General features: G+C 68.0%; 14 protein-coding genes. 6 read left to right on the forward strand and 8 right to left on the reverse strand.

Features of this window, described 5'->3' with window-relative positions; translation table 11 throughout:
* Positions 1–186 precede the first annotated feature (186 nt).
* Positions 187–633 (forward strand): universal stress protein, encoded by a 447-nt coding sequence (locus K6T84_RS11305; protein ID WP_224865484.1) that lies wholly within the window; start codon positions 187–189, stop codon positions 631–633.
* A 5-nt stretch (positions 634–638) separates the two neighbouring features.
* Here the strand turns inward: K6T84_RS11305 and K6T84_RS11310 are convergent, their stop codons facing one another.
* Positions 639–1325 carry an MBL fold metallo-hydrolase gene (locus tag K6T84_RS11310; RefSeq protein ID WP_224865485.1) on the reverse strand — a complete coding sequence of 229 codons (687 nt, stop codon included), beginning with the start codon at positions 1323–1325 and terminating at the stop codon, positions 639–641.
* Between the two features lie 58 nt (positions 1326–1383).
* On the opposite strand from K6T84_RS11310, the gene uvrA reads away from it, so the two are divergent.
* Positions 1384–4302, forward strand: a complete 2919-nt coding sequence (gene uvrA / locus K6T84_RS11315; RefSeq protein ID WP_225400218.1) for an excinuclease ABC subunit UvrA — start codon at positions 1384–1386, stop codon at positions 4300–4302.
* On the opposite strand, the gene K6T84_RS11320 is transcribed toward uvrA, so the two are convergent.
* From K6T84_RS11320 to lysX, 6 genes are read right to left on the reverse strand one after another with little or no spacing between them, the layout of a single operon-like run.
* Positions 4299–4733 (reverse strand): type II toxin-antitoxin system VapC family toxin, encoded by a 435-nt coding sequence (locus tag K6T84_RS11320; RefSeq protein WP_224865487.1) that lies wholly within the window; start codon positions 4731–4733, stop codon positions 4299–4301. The two genes, uvrA and K6T84_RS11320, sit on opposite strands and share 4 nt — an antisense overlap.
* On the reverse strand, positions 4730–4972 hold the full coding sequence (locus K6T84_RS11325; protein ID WP_224865488.1) for a ribbon-helix-helix protein, CopG family: 243 nt from the start codon (positions 4970–4972) through the stop codon (positions 4730–4732). Before K6T84_RS11325 ends, K6T84_RS11320 begins: the two co-directional genes overlap by 4 nt.
* A gap of 25 nt (positions 4973–4997) precedes the next feature.
* Positions 4998–6173, reverse strand: coding sequence for a winged helix DNA-binding domain-containing protein (locus K6T84_RS11330; RefSeq protein ID WP_224865489.1), 1176 nt, complete (start codon positions 6171–6173; stop codon positions 4998–5000).
* 3 nt (positions 6174–6176) lie between these two features.
* Positions 6177–6416, reverse strand: coding sequence for a hypothetical protein (locus K6T84_RS11335; protein ID WP_224865490.1), 240 nt, complete (start codon positions 6414–6416; stop codon positions 6177–6179).
* Between the two features lie 10 nt (positions 6417–6426).
* Entirely contained in the window at positions 6427–6837 is a 411-nt protein-coding gene (locus tag K6T84_RS11340; protein WP_329786681.1) for a DUF6653 family protein, read from the reverse strand.
* 26 nt (positions 6838–6863) lie between these two features.
* Positions 6864–10193 carry a bifunctional lysylphosphatidylglycerol synthetase/lysine--tRNA ligase LysX gene (lysX, locus tag K6T84_RS11345; protein ID WP_225400217.1) on the reverse strand — a complete coding sequence of 1110 codons (3330 nt, stop codon included), beginning with the start codon at positions 10191–10193 and terminating at the stop codon, positions 6864–6866.
* A 388-nt stretch (positions 10194–10581) separates the two neighbouring features.
* Here lysX and infC point away from each other — a divergent pair, with 388 nt between their 5' ends.
* The 4 genes from infC to K6T84_RS11365 are packed head-to-tail and all read left to right on the forward strand — an operon-like array spanning position 10582 to position 12693.
* Positions 10582–11232 (forward strand): translation initiation factor IF-3, encoded by a 651-nt coding sequence (infC, locus tag K6T84_RS11350; protein WP_224865765.1) that lies wholly within the window; start codon positions 10582–10584, stop codon positions 11230–11232.
* Between the two features lie 31 nt (positions 11233–11263).
* Complete coding sequence (gene rpmI / locus K6T84_RS11355; protein WP_224865492.1) at positions 11264–11458, forward strand: 50S ribosomal protein L35; 195 nt, start codon at positions 11264–11266, stop codon at positions 11456–11458.
* 56 nt (positions 11459–11514) lie between these two features.
* Positions 11515–11904, forward strand: coding sequence for a 50S ribosomal protein L20 (rplT, locus tag K6T84_RS11360; protein WP_224865493.1), 390 nt, complete (start codon positions 11515–11517; stop codon positions 11902–11904).
* 12 nt (positions 11905–11916) lie between these two features.
* Positions 11917–12693, forward strand: coding sequence for a TrmH family RNA methyltransferase (locus K6T84_RS11365; protein WP_224865494.1), 777 nt, complete (start codon positions 11917–11919; stop codon positions 12691–12693).
* 6 nt (positions 12694–12699) lie between these two features.
* Here the strand turns inward: K6T84_RS11365 and K6T84_RS11370 are convergent, their stop codons facing one another.
* Positions 12700–13782 (reverse strand): oxygenase MpaB family protein, encoded by a 1083-nt coding sequence (locus tag K6T84_RS11370; protein WP_225400216.1) that lies wholly within the window; start codon positions 13780–13782, stop codon positions 12700–12702.
* Positions 13783–13889 lie beyond the last annotated feature (107 nt).

Below are 13889 nucleotides of genomic sequence, written 5' to 3' on the forward strand. Positions count from 1 at the left end.
CTACTACCGCCGGGCGCACCGTGTCGGCTACGTCACCAGGGGTCCAATGCGGGGTTCACGTCGCTTGATGTGCCCTGGTGTGGTGGACACGTGATGCCCAATTACCCCCATCGGGGCCGCTGACGCGTTAATGTCGCCATGGTTTGTTAGGCGAATTTGGCAACACATCACCGAGAGGGTTTACGGATGAGCGGCTACAAGACCGTCGTGGTAGGTACGGACGGCTCGGATTCTTCGCTGCGTGCCGTGGACCGGGCGGCTTACCTGGCCTCCGGTGAAGGCTCCAAGCTCGTCATCACCACGGCGTACCTGCCGCATGCCGATGACCCGCGGGCCGCCGACGCGCTTAAGGACGAGAGCTACATCGCCTCCGGCAACGCCCCGATCTACGCGATCCTCAAGGAAGCCAAGGAGCGGGCCATCAAGGCCGGTGCCTACGAGGTCGAGGAGAAGGCCATCGTCGGCGCTCCGGTCGACGCGCTGGTGGAGTTGGCCGAGTCGGTTAAGGCCGACCTGCTGGTGGTCGGCAATGTCGGCCTGAGCACCATCGCCGGTCGGCTGCTCGGTTCGGTGCCGGCCAACGTGTCGCGCCGCTCCAAGATCGACGTGCTGATCGTCCACACCACGGGGTAGCAGGCTCACCAGCCCCGCTGACGCCACTCCTTCAGATGCGGGCGCTCGGCGCCCAGCGTCGTGTCATCACCGTGACCGGGGTAGACGACGGTGTCGTCGCCGAAGCGGCCGAACACCTTGGTCTCGACATCATCGAGCAGTCGCTCGAAATCGCCGGGCTGCCAAGTCTTTCCGACACCTCCCGGAAACAGGCAGTCGCCGGTGAACAGCTGCGTCACGCCGCCGGCGGCCGCGGCGCCCAACGCCAGCGCCACCGACCCCTCGGTGTGGCCCTGCAGATGGATCACATCGAAGCTCAGATCCCCGACGGTCACGGTGTCGCCGTCGGCCAGGATCCGGTCCGGTTTCACCGGCAGCGGCTCGGCATCCAGGGCGTGCGCGGCCGTCGGCGCCCCGGTCGCCTCGGCGACCTCGGCCAGGGCCTGCCAATGGTCGAAGTGCTGGTGGGTGGTCAGGATCAGCGACACCTGCGGTGCCTGCTCGCGCACCAGGGCCACCAGATTCTCGGCGTCGTTGGCGGCGTCGATCAGCAGCGTCTGGCCGGTGTTGGCGCACGTCACCAGGTAGGCGTTGTTGTCCATCGGGCCCACCGAGGTCTTGATGATGGAGGCTCCGGGCAGCACCCGCCGGGCCGCGGTTCCGGGTTCGACGTGCCCGGTGTAGTGGTCGTCGACCGAGATCTTGCGCGTCATGTCCGCCACGGTACTGGCCCTGCGGCGCCTGTCGGTACCGGCACATAGCATGGGAGCCGTGTCTGACCGGCTGATCGTCAAGGGTGCCCGTGAACACAACCTGCGCAGCGTGGACCTCGACCTTCCCCGGGATGCGCTGATCGTCTTCACCGGGCTGTCTGGGTCGGGCAAGTCTTCGCTGGCCTTCGACACGATCTTCGCCGAGGGCCAGCGCCGCTACGTCGAATCGCTGTCGGCCTACGCCCGGCAGTTCCTCGGCCAGATGGACAAACCCGACGTCGACTTCATCGAGGGCCTGTCACCGGCGGTGTCCATCGACCAGAAATCCACCAACCGCAACCCGCGCTCCACGGTCGGCACCATCACCGAGGTCTATGACTATCTGCGGCTGCTGTATGCCCGCGCCGGCACACCGCACTGCCCGGTCTGCGGTGAGCGCATCGCGCGGCAGACCCCGCAGCAGATCGTCGATCAGGTGCTGGCCATGGACGAGGGTCTGCGCTTTCAGGTGCTGGCCCCGGTGGTGCGCACCCGCAAGGGCGAGTTCGTCGACCTGTTCGAGAAGCTGAACACCCAGGGCTACAGCAGGGTTCGGGTCGACGGGGTGGTGCACCCGCTCACCGATCCGCCCAAGCTGAAGAAGCAGGAGAAGCACGACATCGAGGTGGTCGTCGACCGGCTCACGGTCAAGGAGTCGGCCAAGCAGCGGCTCACCGACTCGGTGGAGACCGCGCTCGGCCTGGCCGACGGCATCGTGGTGCTGGAGTTCGTCGACCGCGACGAAAATGACCCGCACGGCGCCCCCAGAGAGCAGCGGTTCTCCGAGAAGCTGGCCTGCCCCAACGCACATCCGCTCTCGGTCGACGACCTGGAGCCGCGCTCGTTCTCGTTCAACTCGCCGTACGGGGCCTGCCCCGAGTGCGCCGGGCTGGGCATCCGAAAGGAGGTCGACGCCGAACTGGTGGTGCCCGACCCGGAGCGCACCCTGGCCGAGGGCGCGGTGGTGCCGTGGTCGATGGGCCCCACCAGTGAGTACTTCACCCGGATGATGGCGAGCTTGGGCGAGTCCCTGGGCTTCGACGTGGACACCCCGTGGCGCAAGCTGCCGGCCAAGGCCCGCAAGGCGATTCTCGAGGGCTCCGACGAGCAGGTGCACGTGCGCTACCGCAACCGCTACGGCCGGACCCGCTCCTATTACGCCGAGTTCGAGGGCGTGATGGCGTTTTTGCAGCGCAAGATGGAGCAGACCGAGTCCGAGCAGATGAAGGACCGCTACGCGGGCTTCATGCGTGACGTGCCGTGCCCGGAATGTGCCGGCACCCGGCTCAAGCCGGAGATCCTGGCGGTGACGCTGGCCGCCGGTGACTACGGCAGCCGATCCATCGCGCAGGTGTGTGACCTGTCGATCGCGGACTGCGCGGACTTCCTGGGTGCGCTCACCCTGGGCCCGCGGGAGCAGGCCATCGCCGGCCAGGTGCTCAAGGAGATCCAGTCGCGGCTGAGCTTCCTGCTCGACGTGGGCCTGGAGTACCTGACCCTGTCGCGGGCGGCCGGCACCCTGTCCGGTGGTGAGGCGCAACGCATTCGGCTGGCCACCCAGATCGGCTCCGGGTTGGTCGGGGTGCTCTACGTGCTCGACGAGCCGTCGATCGGGCTGCACCAGCGCGACAATCGCCGGCTGATCGAGACCCTGGTGCGGCTGCGGGATCTGGGCAACACCCTGATCGTCGTCGAGCACGACCTGGACACCATCGCGCACGCCGACTGGATCGTCGACATCGGTCCGGCGGCCGGGGAGCACGGCGGGAAGATCGTGCACAGCGGGACGTACGCCGAGCTGCTGGCCAATTCCGAGTCGATCACCGGGGCCTATCTGTCCGGTGCGAAAACCATTGCGGTGCCCGATGTTCGGCGCAAAGTCGATACCAGACGCCAACTCGGGGTGGTGGGCGCCCGGGAGCACAACCTGGCCGGGGTGGACGTCGCGTTCCCGCTCGGTGTGCTCACCGCGGTCACCGGGGTGTCCGGCTCGGGCAAGTCCACACTGGTCAACGACATCTTGGCGGCGGTGCTGGCCAACAAGCTCAACGGCGCGCGTCAGGTGCCGGGCCGGCACACCCGGATCACCGGGCTGGACTACCTGGACAAGCTGGTGCGTGTCGACCAGTCACCGATTGGGCGCACCCCGCGGTCCAACCCGGCCACCTACACCGGGGTGTTCGACAAGATTCGCACCCTGTTCGCGGCCACCACCGAGGCCAAGGTCCGCGGGTATCAGCCGGGCCGGTTCTCGTTCAACGTCAAGGGCGGCCGCTGCGAGGCGTGCACCGGCGACGGCACCATCAAGATCGAGATGAACTTCCTGCCGGATGTCTACGTGCCCTGCGAGGTCTGCCACGGCGCCCGCTACAACCGGGAGACCCTGGAGGTGCACTACAAGGGCAAGACCATCGCCGAGGTGCTCGACATGTCGATCGAGGAGGCCACCGAGTTCTTCGAGCCGATCACCGCGATCCACCGCTACCTGCGCACCCTGGTCGACGTCGGGCTGGGCTATGTGCGGCTGGGCCAGCCGGCGCCGACGCTGTCCGGCGGTGAGGCGCAGCGGGTCAAGCTGGCCTCCGAGCTGCAGAAGCGTTCCACCGGGCGCACCATCTACATCCTCGACGAGCCCACCACCGGGCTGCACTTCGAGGACATCGCCAAACTGCTGGGCGTCATCAATGGCCTAGTCGACAAAGGCAATTCAGTGATCGTCATCGAGCACAACCTGGACGTGATCAAGACCGCGGACTGGATCATCGACATGGGCCCCGAAGGCGGGGCCGGCGGTGGCACCGTGGTGGCCTCGGGAACGCCGGAGGAGGTGGTGGCCGTCCCGGAGAGCTACACCGGCAAGTTCCTCGCCGAGATCCTCGGCGCGCCGGCCAAACCGGCCAAGGCGGCCAAGCGTGGGCGTAAGAAGGCCAGCGCCTAACGGTCGTCGGGTAGCAGGCGGAATGCGGCGGCATCGTTGAGGGGGACGACGGCGCGAAAATCGCGGCGGTCAAGCGTGAGCACCGTGTCGGTGTCAAACTTATCGGCCAGCACGACGCTGACTGCGTCGGTGAGGTCTAGCTTCAATGCGGCGTAGCGGTTTTGGACCATTCGGGCGGCACGCAGTTCGGCGGCCAGAACAGCGGGGATCGCGATCCGCCCAGTCTGTTCCTGACGCAGTATCCAATCGTTGATCGCCAGTGCATCGCGCCGGCCCACGAGCTTGGTCGCGACGTGTTCGATTTCGAGAAGGACCAGCGGGGAGATGACGGTCAGTGCCGCCTCGGCCAGAGAATCACGTGCCGCGATGTGCTCCGGGTCAGCAGAGTTGAATGCGGCTACCAGTCCGGAGGTGTCACCGATGACGATCATGGGGCGTGGTACGCGGCGACTCCACTGACGATGTCATGGATCTCATCCGCGGTCACGGCGTGGCCGAAATCCAGCGCCGGAATATCCCAGTTCTTCGGCCAACGACGTGCCCGCAGGGCGGCGAGGTGGAATGCCTCGCGAAAGTACTCGGATTCGGGCCGCCCGTCCCGTGCGGCCGCCTCTTTGATCACCGCGAGATCATCCTCGTCGACCATCACTGTGGTCTTCTTGAGAGCCATATGGTTATGGTACCAGTACCATAAGTTAGTGCGGCGCCGCCTTGACCAGCGGCGACGGGAACCGCGGCGGCACCCGCACCCCGTCCAGCCAGTCGGTGAGCTCCCGTGCCCGCCGCGTCAGCGCGTCGCGAGCGACCCGGCCCGGGTCCTCCAGGAACTGCACCCGCACCTTCGCGGCGGCGTCCTGACACCAGCCGCCCACGATCCGGCCGTTCCACCACGCCGTCGGGCCGGCGTTGCCGTTGTTGTCGAACAGCTGGCCGCGATGCGCGCCCAGATACCAGTCGCGGTGATACCAGCCCATGGTGGTGACGTCGAGGCCCGGCAGCAGCGCGCCCCACTCCTCGACGTCGGGTTCGGGCTCCAGATCATCGGGCAGCGCATACCCCGGGGTGCCGTGCAGGTCGACGTCGACGACGCCGATGTCGCGCAACGCTTTTCGGATTGCGGTCTTGGTTGTGCCGAACCACCAGGTGATGTCCTCGGCGGTGGTCGGCCCGAACGCGCGCAGCCAGGTGCCGACCAACTGAGCCTGGGCGGCCTCGGTGCTCATCGGCTCACCCGGCTCGCCCAGCCAGTCGGTGGCGGTCGCCCACCGCGGGCGCGACGAGGTCCAGCCGCCGTCATTGGGCCCGCGCACGATGTCACCCTGCGCGCCGAGCACGGTCAGCGCCCGCGGCGCCAGGTGCGTCTGGCCGCCGTAGGACTTGCCGGGCGCGGGATCGTAGGTGCCGGCCAGCTCGGGCAGGGCACTGCGCAGCGCGGCGCTGCTGGTCGGACCGTGCTCGCCGAGGTGCCGCAGCACGGCGTCGCCGGCTCTGGCCAGCCAGTGTTCGCCGTCCTCGGCGACCCCGGCCTTGCCGACGTCGGCGATCAGCTTGCGCCGTTCGGCGCCGGCCACCCGGTCGCTGGCGGCGGCCTGCACGGCCGGCAGGTCGGCGGGGTCGATCACCCACAGCGTGCGGCGCATCGCCAGATGCTTGACCAGTGACCGCTTCTCATACAGGGCGTCGTTCAGGTCGGCGACGGCGAACGGTGACGAGCGCGCCCACAGCGACAGATACGGCGTGGCGGGATCGGTGCCGTGCAGGCCGATCAGGGTCGCCGCGATCTGGGCGATCGACTCACCGGCGGTATCAGGGGTCAGGAAATGTCTGCGCGCCAAACGGTTTCGCCGCTCGTCGACGGTGAAGCTGCGCACCGGTCAGTGCTCACCCTCGCGCATCGACTTGCGGATCTGCTCCAGCCGGTCGGCGGCGGCGCGCTGGCGGTCCTCGAACTGCTGCTCGACGGCGCGGCCCTCCTGGCTCTCCGAATCGAGCTCCTGGGCGCCGATCGAGGTCTGAAAGCGGCTTTCGATCTTCTCGCGTACCGAGTCGAACGTCGGCACGCCGGCGTCGTCATAACCGGTGTCGGGCTGCGGCTCGTTCGGATCGTCACCCATGCTCGACACGTTACCGGCGGCGGTCGAAGTAGCGGACCATCAATTCCCAGTAGCCCATGGTCAGCGTCATCGCCACCGCGGTCGCGATCGCCGTCGGCAGCAGCCGCCGACGGCGGGCGCTGACCAGGGCGGCCGCGGTCGCGACGCCGCCGGCCAGGTTCACCAGCAGGGCGGCGTCGCGCGGGCGGGCGGTGATCCACCGTTCCTCGCCGAGCATGGCGCGGGTGGACCAGGCCGCCTGATCGGTCGGCTCACCGAAGATCACCGGGTTCAGCGCGAACCACACCGATATCCAGGCGGCATCCCGCCAGGACCGTCGCCACACCGGAACCAGGATCAGCGGTGTCGTCGCCCACCGGGTCCAGGCGCTCCACGGGTTGGCGTGCCGGGCGAACACCGCGCGGCGGATGCGGGCTATCACCTCTCCATGATGATCCACAATTGCGGTCAACGCGGCTTGGCCAGCGGGAACGGCAGCGTGTCCCGGATGCTGTGGCCGGTGATGAGCATGACCACCCGGTCCACCCCCATGCCGAGGCCGCCGGTCGGGGCCATCGCGTACTCCAGGGCCTGCAGGAAATCCTCGTCGAGCTCCATGGCCTCGGTGTCGCCGCCGGCAGCCAGCACCGACTGCTGATGCAGCCTGCGGCGCTGCTCCACCGGGTCGGTCAGTTCGCTGTAGGCGGTGCCCAATTCGACGCCCCACGCCACCAGATCCCACCGCTCGGCCACGCCGGGCCGGCTGCGGTGCGGCCGGGTCAGCGGCGAGACCGAGGTGGGGAAGTCGGTGTAGAAGGTGGGCCGTTCGGTGCGCGACTCGACGAGGTGCTCGTAGAGTTCGAGCACCACCTGGCCGGCGTCCCACTGCCGCAGGAAGTGCACGCCCACGTCGTTGCACAACCGGCGCAGGGTGCCCAGGTCGGTGTCGGCGTCGATCTGCTCGCCGAGGGCGTCGGACACCGCGTCGTGAACGGTGCGCACCGGCCACTCGCCGGAGATGTCGACTGGTTCCAGCTCGCCGTCGGCGCCGGGCCGCATCACCACCGGGGCGCCGTTGGCGGCTACCGCCGCGTTCTGGATCAGCTCGCGGGCACCGTCGATCCAGGCGAGGTAGTCGCCGTGGGCCTGATAGGCCTCCAGCAGGGTGAACTCCGGGTTGTGGCTGTAATCGACGCCCTCGTTGCGAAACGCCCGGCCCAGCTCGAACACCCGCTCCACCCCACCCACGCACAGTCGCTTGAGGTAGAGCTCCGGCGCGATCCGCAGGTACAGGTCGAGGTCGTAGGCGTTGATGTGGGTGACGAACGGCCGGGCGTTGGCCCCGCCGTGCAGTTGCTGCAGGATCGGGGTCTCTACCTCCAGGAATCCCTTGGCGAACAACGTGTCCCGGATGGAGCGCAGCACGCTGCTGCGGGCGGTGATCAGCTCGCGGGCCTCGGTGTTGATCGCCAGGTCGACGTAGCGCGATCGCACCCGTGCTTCGGGGTCGGTCAGACCCTTCCACTTGTCGGGCAGCGGGCGCAGGCACTTGCCGACCAGCCGCCACCGCTGCACCAGCAGCGACGGTGTGCCGTTGCGGCTGTGGCCGATGTGGCCGGTCGCCTCGATCAGGTCGCCGAGATCGACGCCCGCGCCGAAGTCCGCGGCGCGCCCGCCCTCCACTCCGGTGAGTACCGAATTGTCCAGCAGCAGTTGCACTTCACCCGACCAGTCGCGCAGCTGTGCGAACAGCACGCCGCCGAAGTCGCGGATCCGCAGCACGCGGCCCGTCACCGACACGCCCTGGCTGGGGTCGGTGTCCAGGGCTTGTGCCACGGTGTGTGAAGGAGGTGAGCCCACCGGGTAGGCATCGACGCCGCTGTCCTGCAACGACTTCAGTTTGTCCAGCCGGACCCGGACCTGTTCGGGAAGCCGGGGCGCTGCCTCGGCGGGTTCGGCGAACTCGGCCGGCCCGGTGAGGCCGTCGGGCGCGGTGCCGTCGCTGTGCAGCATCCCGGTGGCAGCCACCGCGGCGGGCACCGCCGAGTGGTGGCCGGTGTGCTGTTCCTGGCGCCGCGAAAACGGCAGCACCAGAAAGCCTTCGGCGATCACCGAGGCGACACCCACCCGGGGGATCAGCCTGGCGTCCTCGTAGCAGGCGTAGCGCGGCACCCACTGCGGCTGATATTTCATGTTCGACCGGTACAGCGTCTCCAGCTGCCACCAGCGGGAGAAGAACATCAGCAGGCGTCGCCACAACCGCAGCACCGGCCCGGCACCGAGCTGGGCGCCCTGCTCGAAGGCGGCCCGAAACATCGCGAAGTTCAACGAGATCCGGTTGACTCCGATGGTGCCGGCCTGCAAGGCCAGTTCGCTGACCATCAATTCGATGGTGCCGTTGGGCGATTGCGGCGAGCGGCGCATCAGATCCAGCGAGACGCCGCTGTTCCCCCACGGCACCAGCGACAGCATCGCCACCACATCGCCGGCCTTGGGATCACCGCGCAGCGCCTCGACCAGCAGGCAGTCGGCGTCGGCCGGGTCGCCGAGCCGGCCCAGCGCCATCGAGAAGCCGCGCTCGGATTCGGTGTCGCGCCAGGCGTCGGCGCGTTGCAGCACCAGTGTCATCTCGTCGGCGCCGATCTCGCTGTGCCGGCGCATCCGCACGGTCAGCCCGGACCGCCGGGCCCGCGTCACCGCCTGGCGCACCCCGCGCATGTCCGGGCCGGACAACTTGAACTCCGAGGGCCGCAGGATCGCCTCGTCGCCGAGTTCCAGCGCGCTCAGCCCGGCCTCCTGGAAGGCGTGGGCACCGGCGGAACTGGCGCCCATGACGCCCGGCGCCCAGCCGTAGTCTTCGCATTCGCGCAGCCAGGCCGCGATGGCCTGCGGCCACGCCCGCGGGTCGCCCACCGGGTCGCCGCTGGCCAGGCAGACGCCCACCTCGACCCGGTAGGTGATCGCGGCACGCCCGTTGGGGGCGAACACCACCGACTTGTCCCGGCGGGTGGCGAAGTAGCCCAGCGAGTCGTTGCGCCCGTACTGCTCCAGCAGCCCCCGGATGGCCGACTCGTCCTGGCCGGTGAGCGCGTTGTCGGAGCGCTGGGACAAGAACAGCACGATCGCCGCGACGATCAGGGCCAGCGCCCCGAGCAGCCCGCACAGCGCTTTGAGACCGAAGTCGGGCTTGCCGGGGAAGAAGTCCGGTTCCAGCAGCGCGAAGCCGACGACCCGGTTCACCACGTAGGGCAGCCGCATCGGCGGCTCCACGGATCCGGGGAACATCTCGATGAGCGCCCAGCACAGCCCGATCGCCACCGCCCAGCCGGCCAGCAGCGTCGCCGCCGATCTCAGCAGCGCCCCGCGGCGGACCTTGGCCCAGAACTGCCCGTAGGACGCCACCAGCAGCACCAGAGCGGCGCTGTGCAGGGCCAGGCCCACGTAACTGCTGATGCCCTGCGCGGTGTCGGTGGTGCCGCCGAGAAGGCGTTTGATGTTCCAGGCGGCGCCCACCAGCACGTTGGCCAGCAGCAGCCACCAGGCGATGCGCTTGCGGGCGCTGAGTGCGGCGGCCAGCAGCACCAGTACGAACGCCCAGGCCAGGCTGGTGTCGGGGAAGTTGAACAGGTACTTGTCGATGAACTCTCGTGGCACCCGGATGATCCAGCGGATCACCGGGGACATGCTGCCCAAAAGCGTCAGCGTCGCGGCGATACCGACAGCCCAGGCGGCTGCTGCGGGCACCCAGTGCAACCGGGAGGTCGAGCGGCTGCGCGAGCGCGGCTGAGTCAGCGTCATAGTCCGCGAGAATAAGCAGTTGAACCTGGAAAATCGGTGTGAGATGCGCGCCGGGAATGCGCAGCCGTACTGGCGGGATTCCGGCTGAACGCATTGTTGCTGCTAGACTTCCTTCCGCGACCGTCCCGGCGTACGCCAGGACAGCAAGTGGAGTTCCCTCCCACCACTGGCCACGGAGCTATCCGCAGGCCCTGTGGTCCGGTCGCAGGCGGTGCGAATCGCCTGCTCTGCGCGGTGCGCAGGTGGCCCGATGCTATTCGGGTTGCGATCGGTCGGTATTGGGCCCTGCTTCGTGCAGGGCTTTTTTGCTGGTGGGTGGGGTCAGCGCCGCTGCGTCCGGACGAGCACTGCGGCGGCCGCGACCGGAAAGACTACCCAGGGAGGTCCCATCAGCACTGAGATCCGCGTCAACGAGCGCATTCGTGTACCTGAGGTCCGTTTGATCGGCCCGGGCGGGGAACAGGTAGGCATTGTGCGCATCGAAGATGCGCTTCGCGTCGCCGCGGATGCCGATCTTGACCTTGTCGAAGTTGCTCCGACCGCCAAACCGCCGGTCTGCAAGATCATGGACTACGGCAAGTACAAGTACGAGGCGGCTCAGAAGGAGCGCGAGTCTCGCAAGAACCAGCAGCAGACCGTCGTCAAGGAACAGAAGCTGCGTCCCAAGATCGACGACCACGACTATGCGACGAAGAAGGGCCACGTGGTCCGCTTCCTCGAAGCCGGGGCGAAGGTCAAGGTGACCATCATGTTCCGTGGCCGCGAGCAGTCCCGGCCGGAGCTCGGCTACCGACTGCTGCAGCGGTTGGGCGCCGACGTCGCCGAGTACGGCTTCGTCGAGACCTCCGCCAAGCAGGACGGCCGCAACATGACGATGGTGCTGGCACCGCACCGCGGCGCGAAGACCCGGGCCAAGGCGGCCGAGCAGGCCAGCGCAGGCACGGCTGCACCGGCACCGGCACCGGACGCCGCACCCGCTGCTGACGCAGCACCTGCCGCTGACGCCGCACCCGCGGCCGATGCGGCCGAGCAGCAGTAGAACGCAACACCGACACCAGAACTGAGGAAACATGCCCAAGGCGAAATCCCACAGCGGCGCTTCGAAGCGGTTCCGTCGCACCGGAACCGGCAAGATCGTCCGGCAGAAGGCCAACGCCCGCCACCTGCTCGAGCACAAGTCGAGTAAGCGCATGCGCCGGCTCGCCGGCCGCACCGAGGTGGCTGCCAGCGACACCAAGCGTGTCAACGCGATGCTGAACGGCTGACAGCCGCTTCACCCGACGCAAACCCCTTTACGCCCCAACGAGAGTAGGAACACCCCATGGCACGCGTGAAACGCGCAGTCAACGCCCAGAAGAAGCGCCGTACAGTCCTGAAGGCTTCGAAGGGTTACCGTGGCCAGCGTTCGCGGCTGTACCGCAAGGCCAAAGAGCAGCAGCTGCACTCAATGACCTACGCCTACCGGGACCGTCGTGCCCGCAAGGGCGAGTTCCGCAAGCTGTGGATCACCCGCATCAACGCGGCGGCCCGCGCCAACGACATCACGTACAACCGCCTGATCCAGGGCCTCAAGGCCGCTGGTGTCGAGGTGGACCGCAAGAACCTCGCCGAGATCGCCGTCAGCGACGCGGCCGCGTTCACCGCGCTGGTCGAGGTCGCCCGGGCTGCGCTGCCTGAGGACGTCAACGCGCCGTCCGGCGAGGCCGCCTGACCATAGCGGCCGATGCTGACCGAACGTTCGGCTCGCGTGGTCGCGGCGGTCAAGCTGCACCGGCACGTGGCCAGGAAGCGCGAGCAGCGCTTCCTGGCCGAGGGGCCCAATCTGGTCGAGGCCGCCATCCGTCGCGGCCTGGCCGTCGAGGTCTTCGCCACCGAGGCGGCCGCCGACCGTCACGGCGATCTGCTTGCGCAGACGCCGATCCAGCTCGTCACCGAGCGCGCGGCAAAAGCACTGTCGGACACCGTCACACCGGTGGGACTGATCGCGGTGTGCGCACTGCCCGAACCAGAGCTGAACGAATTGCTCTCCGGCGCACCGAAATTGGTGGTAGTCGCGGTGGGAGTCGGTGAGCCGGGCAATGTCGGCACGCTGATCCGCATCGCCGATGCCACCGGCGCCGACGCGGTGGTGCTGACCGGCAACAGCGTCGATCCCTACAACGGAAAATGCCTGCGTTCCTCGGCGGGCAGCATCTTCACCGTCCCGGTCGTGGTGGACGCCGACACCGACGCGGTGCTCGCGGCGCTGGCGCAGGCCGGGCTGCAGGTGCTGGCGACGGCCTTGGACGGTGAATTGAGCTTGGACGACGCCGATCCGGTGTTGGCCGCGCCGACGGCATGGCTGTTCGGCCCGGAAGCCCAGGGGTTGCCGGCTGCCACCGCCGCGGCCGCCGATCACCGGGTGGTCATCCCGATGTCCGGCGGCGCCGAAAGCCTGAATGTTGCTGCGGCCGCTGCGATCTGCCTGTATCAGAGCGCGCGGGCGCAGCGCAGGGCCTAAATCGTTCTAGGCGGCCTTCGGCCTCGGCCGAGGTGGTCGCACCCCGGCCAGCGAGAAGGTGCTGTGCACCAGCGATCCCGCTCGCTCGATCAGGCTCATCCGCCGTGACACCCGCGGAACGTAGTGCATTCCGTTGTCGCGCCGGCTCTTCGGAGGCGCCATGAACCACGGTGCCTCCTCCAGGGGTGCGTCGGCACCGAGCTTGCCCTGCTCGCGCTTGTAGCCGGCCAGTGCACGCGGATGCAGCCGGATCTCCTCGGGCACGAAGTTGAACGCGAGGTGACTGAACTTGCCGATCAGCCGGAACAGGACCTCGTCTCCCTCGGACCAGCGCAGGCCGGCCTTCTCCCGCACTACCGGCTCGAACAGGCCGGCGGCGATCCAGCGCTGCACACCCAGCATCGGCTTGAACAGCTGGTCCCACATTCCGGTGGGCATCATGACGAACCACGGCTTGGGGATGCGCATGTAGAGGATGTCCTGCGCGGCTTTGGTGAGCTCCAGGTCGTCTTCGCAGACCCGGTCCCAGTACTCGCAGAAGTCTTCCCAGCTCTTGGGTACCGGCCGCATGCTCATGCCGTACATCCGGTACCACTGCACGTGTTCGTCGAACAGCTGGTGCTTCTCGGCTTCGGTGAGCCCGCCGCAGAAGTACTCGCCCAGCTTGATGATCAGCATGAAGAACGTGGCGTGCGCCCAGTAGAAGGTCTCGGGGTCCAGGGCGTGATAGCGCCGGCCCTGGGAGTCGATGCCCTTGATGTCGCGGTGGTAGTCGCGGACGGCGGCGCCGGTGTGCTGGGAGCGGGCCCCGTCGTAGACCACGCCCATGATCGGGTACACCGACCGTGTCACGCGCTGCAGTGGCTCGTTGAACAGGCTGGAGTGCTGCTCCACGCCGGCTCCCAGGCCGGGATACATGTTCTCGATGGCACCGATCCACATGCCCATCACGCCGGTGCGGATGTCGCCGAAGTACTTCCAGGTCAGCGACTCTGACGTCAACGGTTCGACGGCCGGGACGGGCTTGGGGGCAACCGCACCGGCGTGCTGGGGCAGCTGCTCGGTGGACGTGGTCGTTGTCAAGGTCATCACGTCTCCTCAATCGATCGAAACTGAAACCACGATAATTGTGACAACGCTTGTTGTCTACATTATCCGGGCGCGTCGCGGCTGGAAAAATGGAGAGTGTCGCGCGC

The organism is Mycobacterium zoologicum (assembly GCF_020181635.2).
GTDB classification, from domain to species: Bacteria; Actinomycetota; Actinomycetes; order Mycobacteriales; family Mycobacteriaceae; genus Mycobacterium; species Mycobacterium zoologicum.

Coding starts and splice junctions, on each gene's coding strand:
- lysX (WP_225400217.1), bottom strand. CDS start 10,193: ATGACGCTGACTCAGCCGCGCTCGCGCAGCCGCTCGACCTCCCGGTTG.
- rplT (WP_224865493.1), top strand. CDS start 11,515: ATGGCACGCGTGAAACGCGCAGTCAACGCCCAGAAGAAGCGCCGTACA.
- K6T84_RS11335 (WP_224865490.1), bottom strand. CDS start 6,416: ATGGGTGACGATCCGAACGAGCCGCAGCCCGACACCGGTTATGACGAC.
- K6T84_RS11325 (WP_224865488.1), bottom strand. CDS start 4,972: ATGGCTCTCAAGAAGACCACAGTGATGGTCGACGAGGATGATCTCGCG.
- K6T84_RS11370 (WP_225400216.1), bottom strand. CDS start 13,782: ATGACCTTGACAACGACCACGTCCACCGAGCAGCTGCCCCAGCACGCC.
- K6T84_RS11365 (WP_224865494.1), top strand. CDS start 11,917: ATGCTGACCGAACGTTCGGCTCGCGTGGTCGCGGCGGTCAAGCTGCAC.
- K6T84_RS11310 (WP_224865485.1), bottom strand. CDS start 1,325: ATGACGCGCAAGATCTCGGTCGACGACCACTACACCGGGCACGTCGAA.
- K6T84_RS11320 (WP_224865487.1), bottom strand. CDS start 4,733: ATGATCGTCATCGGTGACACCTCCGGACTGGTAGCCGCATTCAACTCT.
- K6T84_RS11305 (WP_224865484.1), top strand. CDS start 187: ATGAGCGGCTACAAGACCGTCGTGGTAGGTACGGACGGCTCGGATTCT.
- rpmI (WP_224865492.1), top strand. CDS start 11,264: ATGCCCAAGGCGAAATCCCACAGCGGCGCTTCGAAGCGGTTCCGTCGC.